This is a genomic window from Jeongeupia sp. USM3 (assembly GCF_001808185.1).
In the GTDB taxonomy this organism is placed as follows: Bacteria; Pseudomonadota; Gammaproteobacteria; order Burkholderiales; family Chitinibacteraceae; genus Jeongeupia.
Map to the genome: position 1 here is coordinate 1540352 of NZ_CP017668.1, position 13946 is coordinate 1554297.

Sequence of the window (13946 nt, forward strand, 5' to 3'; positions counted from 1 at the left end):
AAAAAGCCGGTCTCCGACCGGCTTTTTTCTTGCCTCCTAGTTCGCCGCGACCGCCGACGCCTTCAACACCTGCTTGCCCGGAACCCCGAGCAGCGCATCGACGGTGACCAGCGTGTACCCCTGCGCTTTCAGCTTGGGAATCATCGCATCGACCGCGGCAATCGTCCGGTCGCGCGCACCGCCACCGTCGTGCATCAGCACGATCGCCTCGGGGTGAAGATAGTCGGTGACCATCTTCTCGATCTCGACCGGGTCACCTTTCTTCCACGCCACCCACCAGTCACGGGTGTCGATCGACCAGCTGATCACCTTCATGTCACGCTCCTGCAGCCAGCGCACTTCGGCATCGCTGATGTCGCCGTACGGCGGGCGGAACAGGGTCGGTGCGAAGCCGAGCGTCTGCTGCATGATCTGCTGGGTCTTCTCGACCTGGTCGCGCCAGAACACCGCCGGGATCAGCTTGCTCGAATACGGGTGGTTGTACGAGTGGTTGGCGATCGTATGCCCCTGCGCGGCGACTTCCCGCGCCAGCGCCGGATGCTGCTCGACCTGCGCACCGAGCCAGAAGAACGTCGCGTGGACGCCGTGCTTCTTCAGCACCTTCAGCAGCTCGGGCGTATTCGCGCTCGGGCCGTCATCGAAGGTCAGCGCGATCTGCTTGCGGGTACCGGGGCCTTCGATCCAGTAGGTGCCCGGAAACGCCGCGGCCTGGCGCTCCATCACCGCGAGCGGGATCTGCTCCCAGCCCTCCAGATAAGGCGTGCGGATTTTCTGCGTCTTGCCCGCAGCACCTGCCATCCCGGTACACAGCATCATCAGCGTCACCACCCATGCTCTGAAGTTCATCTGCCCCTCCTTGATCGTCCAGCCATTCTAAAGACGCTCGGGGCAAAACCGGTTTGCCGTGCTTGTCCACCGGCGGCGTGCAAAGAAAAAGCCTGCCGCAAGGGCAGGCTTTGTCGTCGGCCGGGCCGGATCAGGTCCGCTTGTACGCGAGACCTTCGGCGTCGAACAGCATCACGTTCTTCTCCGGGAAGGTGATACGCACGCTGTCACCGTACTTGAGGCCGGTCATGTGGCCCGGCAGCTTGACGCAGATGATCTCGTTGATACCCGGGATCTCGATATAGGCCAGCACGATGTCGCCGAGGTGCTCGATCAGGTCGACGCGCGCCGGGATCGCATTGGCGTCCTGCGCATCGGCCAGCTGGATGTGTTCCGGACGAATGCCCAGCGTCACCTTGTCGCCGACCTTGCCGCGGCTGGCATCGACCGCGCTGCGCACGGTGATGCCCTTCGGCAGGCGCATCACCGCCGCACCCTGCTCGACGCCGACCAGCTGGGCCTCGAGCAGGTTCATCTTCGGCGAACCGAGGAAGCCGGCGACGAACAGGTTCGACGGGTTCTCGTACATCTCGAGCGGGCTGCCGACCTGCTGGATGATGCCGGCGTTGAACACCACGATACGGTCGGCCAGCGTCATCGCCTCGACCTGGTCGTGGGTCACGTAGATCATCGTGGTCTTCAGGTCCTGGTGCAGCTTGGACAGCTCGACGCGCATGTTCAGGCGCAACGATGCATCGAGGTTCGACAGCGGTTCGTCGAACAGGAAGACCTTGGGTTCGCGAACGATGGCACGACCGATCGCCACACGCTGGCGCTGGCCACCCGACAGGGCTTTCGGCTTGCGTTCGAGCAGATGGGTGATCTGCAGGATGTCGGCCGCCTTGTTCACGCGCTCGTCGATTTCCGCCTTCGGCGTACCGGCGAGCTTGAGTGCGAAGCCCATGTTCTGGGCGACCGTCATGTGCGGATACAGCGCATACGACTGGAACACCATCGCGATGCCGCGCTTGGACGAATGGATGTCGTTTGCCAGCGTATCGCCGATGTACAGCTCGCCGTCGGTAATGTCTTCCAGGCCTGCGATCATCCGCAGCATGGTCGACTTGCCGCAGCCCGACGGGCCGACGAAAACGACGAATTCGCCGTCCTGGATGTCCAGATCCACACCCTTGATGACGGTAACGTCCTTGGTGTAGTTCTTCTTGATGTTCTTGAGCGTAACCGAAGCCATTTTCGATTTCCTTGCAAATTCAGTTCTTGAGCATTAACCGATCACGACACGCTTACTTCACGGCGCCATCAAGGCCGGAGATGAAGTAACGCTGCGTGAAGGCGAAGAAGATCAGCACCGGCAACACGGTCAGCACGATCGCGGCCATGACGAGGCTGGTCGACACCGCGAACGGGCCGGTCAGGTCGTTGAAGACGCCAACGGCCAGCGGCAGCTTGTCGCGGGTGGTCATCACGATCGACGGCCACAGGTAGTCGTTCCAAGCGTTGACGAGGGTGAAGATCGACAGCGCGGCAATCGACGGCGCCGACACCGGCACCATCACGCGCCAGAGGATCTGCAGTTCGGTCGCACCGTCGACACGGGCCGCGTCGATCAGGTCCTGCGGAATCTGCTCGAATGCCTGCTTCATCAGGAAAATGCCGAACGCGCCGGCGAAGTTCGGGATGATCGCGCCGGTGTACGAATCGAGCAGGCCCAGATGCTTCAGCGTGATGAAGTTCGGGATGATGTTGACTTCGGACGGCAGCATCAGCGTCGCGATGATCGCAACGAAGATCAGGTTGCGGCCCGGGAACTTCAGCCGTGCCAGCGGGTAGCCGGCCAGCACCGAAATCACCACCACGGCAACAATGGTCCAAAACGACATGAGCGTCGAGTTCTTCAGATACGCCAGGAACGGCATTTCGGTGAAGACGCGCTCGAACCACATCAACCCCGGCTCGGTCGGCCAGAACGAACGCGGGAACAGCCAGATGTTCGACGGGTCGGTCGACAGGCCGACGGCCAGCGCCCAGACGAACGGGAAGCAGGTGAAGATGGCGAAGGCGATCAGGCCGGCATACTGCCCAGCCAGCGCCAGCGCACGTCGGGTCGTACGACTAGCTGCCATGTTACGGGACCTTTTCTGTGTATTGCGACCGTCCTTCGCAGGCGAGGACAGCACCTTCTCGGCGGAGTGACTAGCGGACATGTGCGGCTCCTTACTTCTTTTCGCCGAAGAATCGGAACTGGATCGCCGACAGGATCAGGCAGAAGAACGTCACCACGAGGCCGGCAGCTGCGCCGCGCCCGAAGTTGTAGTTGCGGAACGCCTGGTCGTACACGTAGTAGAGCGCGGTATAGGTATCGGCCTGACCGCGGGTCAGCACGATGATTTCCTGGAAGGCACGGATCGCGGCAATCGTCGACAGCAGCGTACAGAGCAGGATCGTCGGCTTGACCATCGGGACGGTGATCTTCCAGAAGCGGTCCCATGCATTGGCACCGTCGAGGATCGCAGCCTCTTCAACCTCGGCCGGAATCGCCTGCAGGCCTGCAAGGTAGAGCACCATGTAGTAGCCGATCCCCTTCCAGAAGGTGAACAGCATCACCATGTAGAGGGCGATGTCCGGATTGCCGAGCCAGTCGATCTGGCCCTCGTGTCCTTGCGGCACCAGGTGCAGCGCCTGCATCAGCCAGGTCAGCATGCCGTCGTACTTGTAGACGTTGGCCCAGACGACGCCGGCGATCGAGATCGCGGTAATGACCGGAATGTAATATGCCGCACGGAAGAACGTCATCCCGGGCAGCTTGTTGTTGACCAGCTTGGCCACGACGAGCGCGGCAATCTGGATGACCGGAACAACCAGCAGGTAGAGCAGCGAGTTCTTCAGCGCATTGTGGAAGAGTTCTTCCTGCGCAATGTACTTGAAGTGCTCGAAGTTGTTCCACGTCGCAGTGCCGTCGGCAATGCTGTAGTTATTGAACGCCAGATAAGTGTTATACCCTACTGGCCAGAACGTGAAGATGCCCATCAGAATCAAGGCGGGAGCCAGAAACAGATAAGCAATGGCGGTATAGCTGCTGGAGTTTTTCACGGCGCAACTCGACTGTATGTATTTATTGTACGGCGGGGAAAACGGAGCCACCGTTACCGGCGGCCCCGTCTTCAGAGAAGCAGAAGAAGCGGATGCTTACTTCTTGCCGAGCTTCTCGTTCCAGGCAGCAACCACTTCATCCAGGGCGGCCTTGACCGACTTGCGGCCTTCAACAGCGCTCTGAACTTCGTCTTGCAGCTTCTTGGTCATTGCAGCTTCGTCCGGCAGCACGCCCGGAGCAATGGTCAGAGTGCGAGCGTTGTCCATCGACTTGGCAGCAACGGCACGAGCCTGGTCAACCGCGTCGGCGCTGTTGGCACCGGCTTGGAAGTACGGGTCGAGGTTAGCCTTCTTGGTCGACGGGAAGGTGGTTTCGGTGGCCTTCGAGAACGCGACTTGCTGGTCGTCCGAGGTCAGGAACTTGCCGAGCTTGGCAGCAGCGGCCGGGTCCTTGGTGCCCTTCGGAACCACGAAGTCCATCATCCAGGCGCCGAATGCCATCTTGCCAGCATCAGCCGGGAACGGTGCAACACCGGTCTTCTCGTAGATGGCCTTGGCATCGGTTTCGGTACGCTTCAGAGCTTGCGGCGCGGTGGTCATCATCGCGATCTTGCCCGAGTTGTACGCAGCGATTTCCTGCTCGAATTCCATCTTGAAGACGTCCTTCGGCATCACGCCAGCCTTGTACAGGTCAGCGAACTTTTGCACGAAGGCAACGTGCTTCGGCGAATTGAACACGGCCTTGCCGTTTTCAACGACCGGCAGACCGGCGTAGTAGAACCAGCCGACCATGTTGCCCATCTTCGGTGCAAAGGCAGCCAGACCGGTCTTGGCCTTGATCTGCTTGGCATCAGCAACGAGCTGGTCGAAGTTCTTCGGAGCCGACTTCACGCCAGCCTTGGCGAAGATGTCCTTGTTGTAGGCAATGATCGAAACCGAGTTGTACCACGGGAACGCGTACACCTTGCCGTTGACGGTCACGTCACGGAGGGCTGCAGCCAGGTAGACGTTCTTGTCGGCGCCGAGGTACTGATCCAGCGGCAGGATGTTGCCTTGCTGGGCGTATTCATGCACCCAGGGCACGTTGAAGTTCACCAGCGCCGGCGGGTTGCCCGCGGCGATCGAAGCGATCAGCTTCGGCTGGATCTGGTCCCAGTTCATGTCAACCCACTTGGCTTGCAGGCCCGGGTTGGCAGCGTTGAACTTGGTAACGGCTTGCTCGAAGTAACCGTTGAACTTCGGCGCGAGGTTCATGGTCCAGAATTCGAGTTCGGTTGCAGCCTGAGCCTGGAGAGCTGCGAAGCCGAACACCACCGCGCCAGCGGTCAACATTTTTTTGAGCTTCATCTTGTCTTCCTCTTGGAGTTATCGACAGAAACGCCAGGACTGAGGTCCTTGCGGTACACCACATTCGACCCAGTGTCACCACTAAATCATGCGGATTGTTTATTTTGCCGGGCTAGTCTAACAGATTTCCAACCCGGCAAAATTTGATTAGCGGCAATAACACAAACACCTTACTTGGCGGCGAGCTTGCCGTTCCAGAACGCGGCGGCATCGTCCAGCGCCTGCTTGGCCGACTTGCGACCGGTAACGGCGGCCTGGACTTCATCGTCGAGCTTCTTGTTCATCGCGGCTTCGTCCGGCAGCCCCGAGACGGTCAGCGTGCGCGAAGCCTTGATGGCCGTCGCGGCAACGGAAGTGGCGCGTTCGATCGGGTCGGCCGACTTGGCACCGGCCTGGAAGTACGCGTCGTCGAGCGCCTTGTTGGTCGACGGGAAGGTCGCCGATGCCTTGGCGAACGCCAGTTGGGCTTCGTCGTTGGTCAGGAACTTGCCGAGCTTGACCGCCGCGTCGACGTTCTTGTAGCCCTTGGGCACCGACCACAGGAACAGGAAGCCACCGAACGGGGTCTTGCCGCCGGCCTGCGGGAAGCCGGCAACGCCGGTTTCGGCGTAGACCTTCGGCGAATCGGTCTTGGTGCGCTTCAGTGCATGGGCACCTTCGGCGAACATCGCGATCTTCTGCGAACCGAATGCGGCGATCTGGTCTTCAAACTGCATCTTGAAGACGTCCTTCGGGAACACGCCGGCCTTGTAGGCGGCAGCGAACTGCTCGACCAGTTTGACGTGTGCCGGGCTGTTGAACGCGGCCTTGCCGTCCTTGAGGACCGGCAGGCCTTCATACAGGAACCAGCCGGTAAAGCCGTCGTTCAGCTTCGGCGAGAAGCCCGCCACGCCGGTCTTTTCCTTGACGAGCTTGGCGGTCTGCATCAGCTCGCTGAAGCTCTTCGGCGCTTCCTTGACACCGGCCTTGGCCAGCAGATCCTTGTTGTAGAACAGCACGCCGGTCACCTGATACCACGGCAGGCCGTAGATCTGGCCGTCGTAGCTTGCGTCCTTGTTGGCGCCTTCGGTGTAAACACCCTTGAAGCCGCTGGCCTGCTTGGTGATCGGCACGATCATCTTCGACTGCGCGTACTGGTCCATCCACGGCTTGGGCAGGTTCACCAGGCCCGGGACGGTGCCGCTGGCGACCGCAGCGACCATGCGTGCCTGGAAGGCATCCCACGGCACGTCGACCCATTTGGCTTCGATTTCGGTCTGCGAGGCATTGAACTTGCCGGTCAGTTCCTTCATGACGCTATCGAACTTCGGCGACAGACTGTTCGACCAGTACTCGACCTGCACCTTGTCGGCGGCCAGAGCATTGAACGAGGTGGCTGCAAACACGGCTGCGGCCAGTGCGACGGTGCGCTTCAACTTCATGACAATCAACTCCTTCCAGGCGGGTAATACCCGACTAGCCATCGGGTCGGGAAAACCTTAGTCACTCACTCGTATGCCGTCAAATGACCGTTGCGTCGCTGCAGCAGCGGCGGAACGACTTGACCGGCGTGCGTAAGACTCGCTCGATTCCGGCACCCCGGGTTCCCCCCGCGAGGCCGTATCTGAACGGTTCGGGCCAGATTACCGCAATTTGAAAGCGCGCAGACATTGCCTAGGCGCTTCGTCAGAACGATGAACGGAAAGGAAAAAGACCGCGGATCGGTCTACCCGGGCGACATACCGGGTGCAGGACGTAGCCGACAACCAAGCAGACAGGCAAGCAACTACATGACAACCGGCGAAAGGTATTATTTTCCGTTGTCGAATCAGCCAATTAACAATGGAGCTCGACGACGAAATCGTAGTAATCGCTTCGAAAGTACGAATGCGTCAGCTCAACTGCCAGGCCGTTTTCCAGGTAGCCGACCCGGGTCAGGTGCAGCATCGCCGCGCCGACGGGTACTTTGGCGAGCGTCGCCAGCGCCTCGGAGGCATTGATCGCACCGATGTTTTGTATCGCACGTACAACACCGAGGTGTCGATCACGCATGAATTCATAAAGAGAATCCCCTACCTCGGCCGGCTCCGGCACCAGATGATAGGGCAAGGATGTTTCCTCGATCGCCATGACCACGTCGCTGGCAGTCCGGACACGCTGCAACCGGCTGACGCGGCTGTTGGGCGCGAGGTTGAGCCTGAGCAGCTCCTCGGGCGTCGCGGTCGCGACCTCGCGCTTGAGCCAGCGAGAGCCCGGGGTGAAGCCGCGCTGCTTGAGCATTTCCGACAGATTGGTCAGCCGGGTCAGCGGCTGCTCGAGCTTGGGGGTGATATAGGTGCCGGCGCCCTGGCGCCGGATGATCATGCCCTGCTCGTACAACAGATCGAGCGCCTTGCGCGCGGTCACGCGCGAGACGCCGAGCACGTCGCAGAAGGTCCGCTCGGACGGCAGCGGCTCGTCGGCCTTCCAGAAGCCCGCGTGGATCGCAGCGGCCAGCTTGTGGCCGAGCTGCAGGTAAAGCGGCGTCGCACTGTCCGGATCGGGCTTGAGGACGAGCAACTTGGCCGATGCTTGCATGGCGACGCCTCCTGCGGGCGGATCAGACGACGGCGCGGCGGATCAGGATCAGCGCACCGGCGCACGAATCGGCCTGCGGCCGCGAAGTGCTGGCGAGGAAATCGACCGGGATGTACGGCCGCAGCGCTTCGGACAGGCCGCCACCGCAGATCGCGATCGGCAGCGAGGCATCGTCCCGGCGCAGCGCCTTGCCGATCACCTCGATCTCGCGGCCGGCGTCGAGCAGGAAGGCCTTGGCGACCGGATCGCGTTCGCCGAATTCGACGACGATCGGCGACAGCGACGCGCACTCGCCCTGCTTCATCGACCCCATCCAGGCGAAGATGGCTTCCTTGGTCTCGCCGACGACGCTCATCAGTTTGCGGCCGAAATCGGTCAGCGGCTGGCGGCCGTCGAACACGCGCTGGACGTGGTTGATCGCCTTGAGGCCGAGGAAAGCGCCCGAGCCTTCGTCCGAAGTCGGGAAACCCCAGCCGCCGACTTCGAGCCGCGAGCCATCGGCAAGCCACGCTTCGCCGATCGAACCGGTGCCGATCGCGATGATCGCGCCGAATGCGCCCTTGTGTGCGCCGAGCAGCGTCGAGAAGCCGTCGGTTTCGACGATGATCTTTGCGAAACCCGGATTCTTCTGTTCGAACTCGTCGGCCCAGGCGCGGTTGTGCACGCCCGAGAGGCCGAGGCCGACCGCGCAGCGCGAGAAGTCCGGCGCGGCGACGCCGATCGCGGCGAAGCCGTCGCGGATCGCCTGCAGGATGTTGGCCCATGCCTTGTCGACGCCCTGCCCCAGCGCCGAAGCACCGGCTTCGGCCCGGACCTTCTCGACACCGTCGAGACCGGCGATACAGATGCGCGTACCGGTGCCGCCACCGTCGACGCCGATCAGATATTCAATTTGACTCATGACCCGTCCTCTTCTTCATCGTTATATTTGCCGCGCTTTAAGACCACTGGATCGGCATTTCAATACCAGTGCCCTGCGCTGTATCCCGCCAGGCGCCATCCGGACCGCGAAAACCGTCGAATCGCTGCGAACCAGATGTTGCCGGTCAAGAACACCAATCTATGTGCGCGCCGCCCGCTATGTCAACGAACGCTGATAGACCTGCATCAACAACAACGCCCGCGGCAGCGGGCGTCGGGTCGGCGATGCGTTCGCCTCAGTGCTTGGCGTGCAGCCCGCACTCCTTGAACTCGGGGTTCTCCCACCACCAGCGGCCGGCGCGCACATCCTCGCCCATCGCGATCGAGCGGGTACAGGGCGCACAGCCGATCGACGGGTAGTGTTTGTCGTGCAGCGCGTTGTACGGCACCTTGTTGTCGCGGATGTACGCCCAGACGTCCTTTTCGGTCCAGTCGAGCAGCGGATTGAATTTTTCCATTCCGTTGGCGTCGTCGAACTCCTGATGCGCCATGTCGGTCCGCGTCGGCGACTGCTCGCGGCGCAGCCCGGTCACCCAGGCCTGCTTGCCCGACAGCGCCCGCGCCAGCGGTTCGAGCTTGCGGATGCGGCAGCATTCCTTGCGCAGTTCGACCGACTGGTAGAAGGCGTTGATGCCGTTGGCGTTGACGTAGCCTTCGACCGATGCGGCGCTCGGGAAGAACGTCACCACCTGCGTCGCCGGATACGCCTCGGCGGTTTTCTGCATCAGCTCATACGTTTCGGCAGGCAGCCGGCCGGTATCGAGGCTGAAGATGCCGATGCCGATCTCGTGCCGGGCGATCAGGTCGGTCAGCACCATGTCCTCGGCGCCGAAGGAATTGGCGAAGACCGCCGGGCTGTAGTCGGCGGCGATGCGCTTGAGCAGCGCCAGCGTCACCGCCAGTTTGTCGTCGAGGCTCATGCGAACTCCGGGTGGGTTGGGTTGCGGACGTGTACCGATCAAAATACCAGCTTGCCGCCGGTCACCACCAGCATCACCGCCAGCAGCGGCCGCAGCACCTGGTCGGGGACCTTGCCGGCAAGCTTGCTGCCGACATAGATCGCCGGCAGCGAGCCGATCAGCAGGTTGAGCAGCAGGTGCCAGTCGATGTTGCCGAGGCCGGCGTGGCCAAGGCCGGCGACCAGGGTCAGCGGCACGGCATGGGCGATTTCGGTACCGACGAGGCGGGTCGTCGGCAGCAGCGGATACAGCAGGAACAGCGCGACGGTGCCGAGCGCACCGGCGCCGATCGACGTCAGCGTGACGATGACTCCCAGCAGCACGCCGACGACCACGGTATAGATATTGCGGCGCTCGTCCGGCATGGCCAGCCAGTCGCCAGCGTGGCGTTGCGCCAGTTTCAGCAGCGGCTGCTTGCAGATGATCGCGACCGCCGTCAGCAGCAGCGCAATGCCGAGGCCGTGCTTGATGACGCGGTTGATGGTGTCGGTATCGCCGTGCCAGTTGTGCAGCAGCAACACCGTGGCCGCGGCGGCCGGCACGCTGCCGGCGGCGAGCCAGCCGGTGATCTTCCAGTCGATGTTGCGGGCACGCTGGTGGACGACGACGCCGCCCGCCTTGGTGATCGCCGCATAGAGCAGGTCGGTGCCGACAGCCGTGGCCGGGCTGATGCCGAAGTACAGCAGGATCGGCGTCATCAGCGAGCCGCCGCCGACGCCGGTCATGCCGACGACGAAGCCGACCGCGAGCCCCGCAATGATGTAAGCCAGTTCCATGCCGCGCCATTCCTCGATTCGAGCGGCGATGATAGCAACGGCTTTTATAGCAACTTAGATTGATATGTTAGGATAATAGAATCCTCGGTTATTTGATATCCGCCATGAAACTGCAACAGCTGCGCTACCTCGTCGAAGTCGCCAAACAGGGCCTGAACGTGTCCGAAGCGGCGGAAAAACTGCACACCTCGCAACCGGGGATTTCCAAGCAGATCCGCCTGCTCGAGGACGAGCTCGGCGTGCAGATCTTCATCCGCAACGGCAAGCGCGTCGTCGACGTCACCGCGCCGGGGCGCGAGATCCTGCGCATTTCCGAGCGGATGCTGATGCAGGCGCAGAACCTCAAGCGCATCGGCGAGGAGTTCGTCAACGTCGAGGGCGGCAGCCTGACGATCGCGACCACGCACACGCAGGCGCGCTACGCGCTGCCGAGAACGATCAAGGCCTTCCTGTCGCGCTATCCGAAGGTGCGTTTGTCCATCAAGCAGGGCAGCCCGACGCAGATCAGCGAAATGGTCGTCGACGGCGAGGCCGACATCGCGATCGCCACCGAAGGCATCGACCATTATCCCGAGCTGGCGATGCTCGACTGCTACGACTGGAACCGCGACATCGTCGTGCCGCAGGACCACCCGCTGACCGGGCTGACCCGGCCGCTGGCGCTCGCCGACGTCGCCGCCTACCCGCTGATCACCTACGACTTCGCGTTTACCGGCCGCAACAAGATCAACAATGCGTTCGAGGCCGCCGGGCTGGCGCCGAACGTCGTGCTGACCGCCATCGACACCGATGTGATCAAGACGTATGTGTCGCTGGGCCTCGGCGTCGGCATCATCGCGGCCATGGCGTTCGAGCCCGACCGCGACCACGGCCTCGTCGCGATCGACGCCGGCCACCTGTTCGAGCCGTCGACGACGCGGATCGGCGTGCGCCGCGACGCCTACCTGCGCGGCTACGCCTTCGACTTCATCTCGCTGTTCGCGCCGCAGCTCTCGCGCGACATCGTCCAGGGCGCGCTGATGTGCGAGATCGACGACGGCGAATGAGCCGATAACACATTGAAAAGACAACCCCGCCTGCGAGCGGGGTTGTTTCGTTTGGGGCCTGCAGATTCAGAGCTTCTGCTGCGCCCAGAAGATGCCGGCGACGGTCTTGGCGTCGGTGATGCTGCCGTCGAGCACGCCGGCGAGCAGCGTCGACAGCGGCATCGCGACGGTCTCGACGAACTCGCCGTCGTCGAGCTTCGCCTCCCCGGCGGTCAGCTCGCGGGCGAGGAAGAGGTGGATTTCCTCGGTCGCATAACTGATGACCGGATGGGTCACACCGAGGTAATCCCACTGCGCGGCCGTATAGCCGGTTTCCTCTTCGAGCTCGCGCCGCGCACACGCGAGCAGTTCTTCGCCGGGGTCGAGCTTGCCGGCCGGGAACTCGACGAATACCCGGTTCAGCGGATAGCGGAACTGCCGTTCCATCAGCAGGCGGCCGTCCGGCAACACCGGAATGATCATCACCGCGCCCGGGTGCACGACGTACTCGCGCACCGCCTCGGTGCCGTCGGGCAGGCGCACGCGATCGCGGTTGATATGCAACAGTGCGCCGTCGTAAACACGTTCGCCGTCGATGCGGGTTTCGGTCAGATGGAGGTCGTCGTGCATGCGCGGGCGTCCATTAGAAAGGGCGGAAAACCGCAGTGTAGCGCCGATCCGCGTCGTGCCGGTGACAGCCCCGCGGGCGGACAAGCCCCCGGAACCAACTCAAGCCCAAATAATCACACCGCACAAGCCGCGCGCGGGCGTTTATCCTCGCCGGCATATCAGTTGGAAGGTTTGAAGCCGGCCGCCAGTGCCGGCGCGAATACAAAGGATGCATACCGTGATGAAGAAAACACTGCTCGCTGCCCTCCTCGTCCTTTCCGCCACGGCGGCCCAGGCCATCGAAGTGACCGCCAGCGCTGGCGACGAATACCAGCACATCGACGGCAATGCCTCGCTGCTCGGCATCGACTTCTCGGCCGACTGGACCCACAACGACCATAAGGGCGAAGTCGGCGGTGTCGGCCTCGGCATCAAGCTGCCGGTGCCGGTCGTCGACGCCGCACTCGGCGTCAAGGCCGTCTACCTGTCGCCGAACGACATGGACAGCGAATACGCCGGCGCGCTCGGCGGCCGCCTGACCGTACCGCTCGGCGAACACTTCGCCGTCTACGGCAGCGCCTACTATGCGCCGGACGGTTTTGCCAGCGGCGACGTCAAGACCTTCACCGATGCGGCGATCGGCGTGCGCTGGAACGTGATCAAGCCCTTGTCGATCGACGTCGGCTACCGCTATACCGCGATCGACCGCGACAACGGCGGCGAGATCCGCATTGCCGACGGCATCTACGGCGGCCTGGGCGTGCGCTTCTGATCTGCCATCGACCGGTACAAAAAAGGGGCCTCGTGCCCCTTTTTCTGTATCTGCGCCGCACGCACCGCGCCGGGTAAGATGGCTGACCGCCCTTTGCCCGGAACAACGATGAACGACAACTGGCTTCCCCCGCTGCTCGACCTGCTTGCCCGCGGCGAGCGCCTGCTGAACGAATACGAGCGCCGGCTGCCGGCGCTGCCGCCGGCCAACGACTGGCAGGCGCAGGCCTACCGCTGGCGCGCCTTCGGCGACCGCTGCGCACTGCAGCCGGTGCTGCACCCGCATACGATCACGCTCTCCTCGCTGTGCAACATCGACCGGCAGAAGGCGCTGCTCGTCGCCAATACCCGCCAGTTCGTCGAAGGCCGGCTTGCCAACAACGTGCTGCTGACCGGCGCGCGCGGCTGCGGCAAGAGTTCGCTGGTCAAGGCGGCGTGGAACGAATTCAAGGACCGGGGGCTGCGGCTGATCGAGGTCGAGAAGACCCACCTGACCGACCTGCCCGACATCGTCGAGCAGGTTGCCGGCCGGCCCGAGCGCTTCATCCTGTTCTGCGACGACCTCAGCTTCGAGGAAGGCGACTGGGGCTATCAGGCGCTGAAGACCGCGCTCGACGGCTCGATCGCTGCGCCAAGCGCCAATGTGCTGATCTACGCGACGTCGAACCGCCGCCATCTGGTGCCGGAATATCTCAGCGAAAACGCGCAGACCCGGTATCAGGGCGAGGAGATCCACCTGTCCGAAGCGATCGAGGAAAAGGTCGCGCTGTCCGAACGTTTCGGGCTGTGGCTGTCGTTCTACGGCTTCGACCAGAACGACTACCTGAACGCCTGCAGGCTGTGGCTGGACCACTTCGGCATCGCCGGCTGGAACGAGCAGACCGAGCGCGGGGCGCTGCAATGGGCGCAGGGGCGCGGTTCGCGCAGCGGCCGGGTTGCCTGGCAGTTCGCCCGCGACTGGGCCGGCAAGGCCGGCTGAGCGCCGCTCATGCCCCAAGGGTACTTCGTGCCGGACGCAAATCCTGCTGGCAGTGTTGCGCTCACTT

14 protein-coding genes are annotated in these 13946 nt (G+C 62.8%); 3 read left to right on the forward strand and 11 right to left on the reverse strand.

Annotated elements, in window-relative coordinates:
* Window positions 1–36 precede the first annotated feature (36 nt).
* The 10 genes from BJP62_RS07230 to BJP62_RS07275 form a co-directional block, all read right to left on the reverse strand.
* Window positions 37–846, reverse strand: coding sequence for a polysaccharide deacetylase family protein (locus tag BJP62_RS07230; RefSeq protein WP_083300768.1), 810 nt, complete (start codon window positions 844–846; stop codon window positions 37–39).
* A 130-nt stretch (window positions 847–976) separates the two neighbouring features.
* Window positions 977–2077 carry an ABC transporter ATP-binding protein gene (locus BJP62_RS07235; RefSeq protein ID WP_070528331.1) on the reverse strand — a complete coding sequence of 367 codons (1101 nt, stop codon included), beginning with the start codon at window positions 2075–2077 and terminating at the stop codon, window positions 977–979.
* Window positions 2078–2129: 52 nt separating this feature from the next.
* On the reverse strand, window positions 2130–2969 hold the full coding sequence (locus BJP62_RS07240; RefSeq protein WP_070528334.1) for a carbohydrate ABC transporter permease: 840 nt from the start codon (window positions 2967–2969) through the stop codon (window positions 2130–2132).
* Window positions 2970–3060: 91 nt separating this feature from the next.
* Window positions 3061–3936, reverse strand: a complete 876-nt coding sequence (locus BJP62_RS07245) for a carbohydrate ABC transporter permease (protein WP_070528336.1) — start codon at window positions 3934–3936, stop codon at window positions 3061–3063.
* Window positions 3937–4032: 96 nt separating this feature from the next.
* Window positions 4033–5283 carry an ABC transporter substrate-binding protein gene (locus tag BJP62_RS07250; protein WP_070528338.1) on the reverse strand — a complete coding sequence of 417 codons (1251 nt, stop codon included), beginning with the start codon at window positions 5281–5283 and terminating at the stop codon, window positions 4033–4035.
* A gap of 170 nt (window positions 5284–5453) precedes the next feature.
* Window positions 5454–6704, reverse strand: coding sequence for an ABC transporter substrate-binding protein (locus BJP62_RS07255; RefSeq protein ID WP_070528339.1), 1251 nt, complete (start codon window positions 6702–6704; stop codon window positions 5454–5456).
* 394 nt (window positions 6705–7098) lie between these two features.
* The gene (locus tag BJP62_RS07260; protein ID WP_070528346.1) at window positions 7099–7839 is read right to left on the reverse strand and encodes a GntR family transcriptional regulator; all 741 of its coding nucleotides are present in this window, start codon (window positions 7837–7839) and stop codon (window positions 7099–7101) included.
* A 22-nt stretch (window positions 7840–7861) separates the two neighbouring features.
* Window positions 7862–8740 (reverse strand): BadF/BadG/BcrA/BcrD ATPase family protein, encoded by an 879-nt coding sequence (locus BJP62_RS07265; protein WP_070528347.1) that lies wholly within the window; start codon window positions 8738–8740, stop codon window positions 7862–7864.
* A gap of 256 nt (window positions 8741–8996) precedes the next feature.
* Window positions 8997–9680 (reverse strand): phosphoadenylyl-sulfate reductase, encoded by a 684-nt coding sequence (locus tag BJP62_RS07270; protein WP_070528349.1) that lies wholly within the window; start codon window positions 9678–9680, stop codon window positions 8997–8999.
* A gap of 38 nt (window positions 9681–9718) precedes the next feature.
* Window positions 9719–10495: a sulfite exporter TauE/SafE family protein gene (locus BJP62_RS07275; RefSeq protein ID WP_070528351.1), complete on the reverse strand. Its 777-nt coding sequence runs from the start codon at window positions 10493–10495 to the stop codon at window positions 9719–9721.
* Between the two features lie 104 nt (window positions 10496–10599).
* Between BJP62_RS07275 and cysB the strand changes: the two genes are divergently transcribed.
* A complete protein-coding gene (cysB, locus tag BJP62_RS07280; protein WP_070528357.1) occupies window positions 10600–11541 on the forward strand; it encodes an HTH-type transcriptional regulator CysB in 942 nt (313 codons plus the stop codon).
* Between the two features lie 66 nt (window positions 11542–11607).
* On the opposite strand, the gene BJP62_RS07285 is transcribed toward cysB, so the two are convergent.
* On the reverse strand, window positions 11608–12150 hold the full coding sequence (locus BJP62_RS07285) for an NUDIX domain-containing protein (protein ID WP_070528362.1): 543 nt from the start codon (window positions 12148–12150) through the stop codon (window positions 11608–11610).
* A gap of 220 nt (window positions 12151–12370) precedes the next feature.
* Here BJP62_RS07285 and BJP62_RS07290 point away from each other — a divergent pair, with 220 nt between their 5' ends.
* Together BJP62_RS07290 and BJP62_RS07295 are read left to right on the forward strand one after the other, a co-directional pair.
* Window positions 12371–12901: a YfaZ family outer membrane protein gene (locus BJP62_RS07290; protein WP_070528363.1), complete on the forward strand. Its 531-nt coding sequence runs from the start codon at window positions 12371–12373 to the stop codon at window positions 12899–12901.
* A 108-nt stretch (window positions 12902–13009) separates the two neighbouring features.
* Window positions 13010–13879: an ATP-binding protein gene (locus BJP62_RS07295; protein WP_070528365.1), complete on the forward strand. Its 870-nt coding sequence runs from the start codon at window positions 13010–13012 to the stop codon at window positions 13877–13879.
* Window positions 13880–13946: the final 67 nt, after the last annotated feature.

Coding starts and splice junctions, on each gene's coding strand:
- cysB (WP_070528357.1), top strand. CDS start 10,600: ATGAAACTGCAACAGCTGCGCTACCTCGTCGAAGTCGCCAAACAGGGC.
- BJP62_RS07260 (WP_070528346.1), bottom strand. CDS start 7,839: ATGCAAGCATCGGCCAAGTTGCTCGTCCTCAAGCCCGATCCGGACAGT.
- BJP62_RS07250 (WP_070528338.1), bottom strand. CDS start 5,283: ATGAAGCTCAAAAAAATGTTGACCGCTGGCGCGGTGGTGTTCGGCTTC.
- BJP62_RS07240 (WP_070528334.1), bottom strand. CDS start 2,969: ATGGCAGCTAGTCGTACGACCCGACGTGCGCTGGCGCTGGCTGGGCAG.
- BJP62_RS07270 (WP_070528349.1), bottom strand. CDS start 9,680: ATGAGCCTCGACGACAAACTGGCGGTGACGCTGGCGCTGCTCAAGCGC.
- BJP62_RS07295 (WP_070528365.1), top strand. CDS start 13,010: ATGAACGACAACTGGCTTCCCCCGCTGCTCGACCTGCTTGCCCGCGGC.
- BJP62_RS07230 (WP_083300768.1), bottom strand. CDS start 846: ATGAACTTCAGAGCATGGGTGGTGACGCTGATGATGCTGTGTACCGGG.
- BJP62_RS07265 (WP_070528347.1), bottom strand. CDS start 8,740: ATGAGTCAAATTGAATATCTGATCGGCGTCGACGGTGGCGGCACCGGT.
- BJP62_RS07285 (WP_070528362.1), bottom strand. CDS start 12,150: ATGCACGACGACCTCCATCTGACCGAAACCCGCATCGACGGCGAACGT.
- BJP62_RS07235 (WP_070528331.1), bottom strand. CDS start 2,077: ATGGCTTCGGTTACGCTCAAGAACATCAAGAAGAACTACACCAAGGAC.
- BJP62_RS07255 (WP_070528339.1), bottom strand. CDS start 6,704: ATGAAGTTGAAGCGCACCGTCGCACTGGCCGCAGCCGTGTTTGCAGCC.
- BJP62_RS07290 (WP_070528363.1), top strand. CDS start 12,371: ATGAAGAAAACACTGCTCGCTGCCCTCCTCGTCCTTTCCGCCACGGCG.
- BJP62_RS07275 (WP_070528351.1), bottom strand. CDS start 10,495: ATGGAACTGGCTTACATCATTGCGGGGCTCGCGGTCGGCTTCGTCGTC.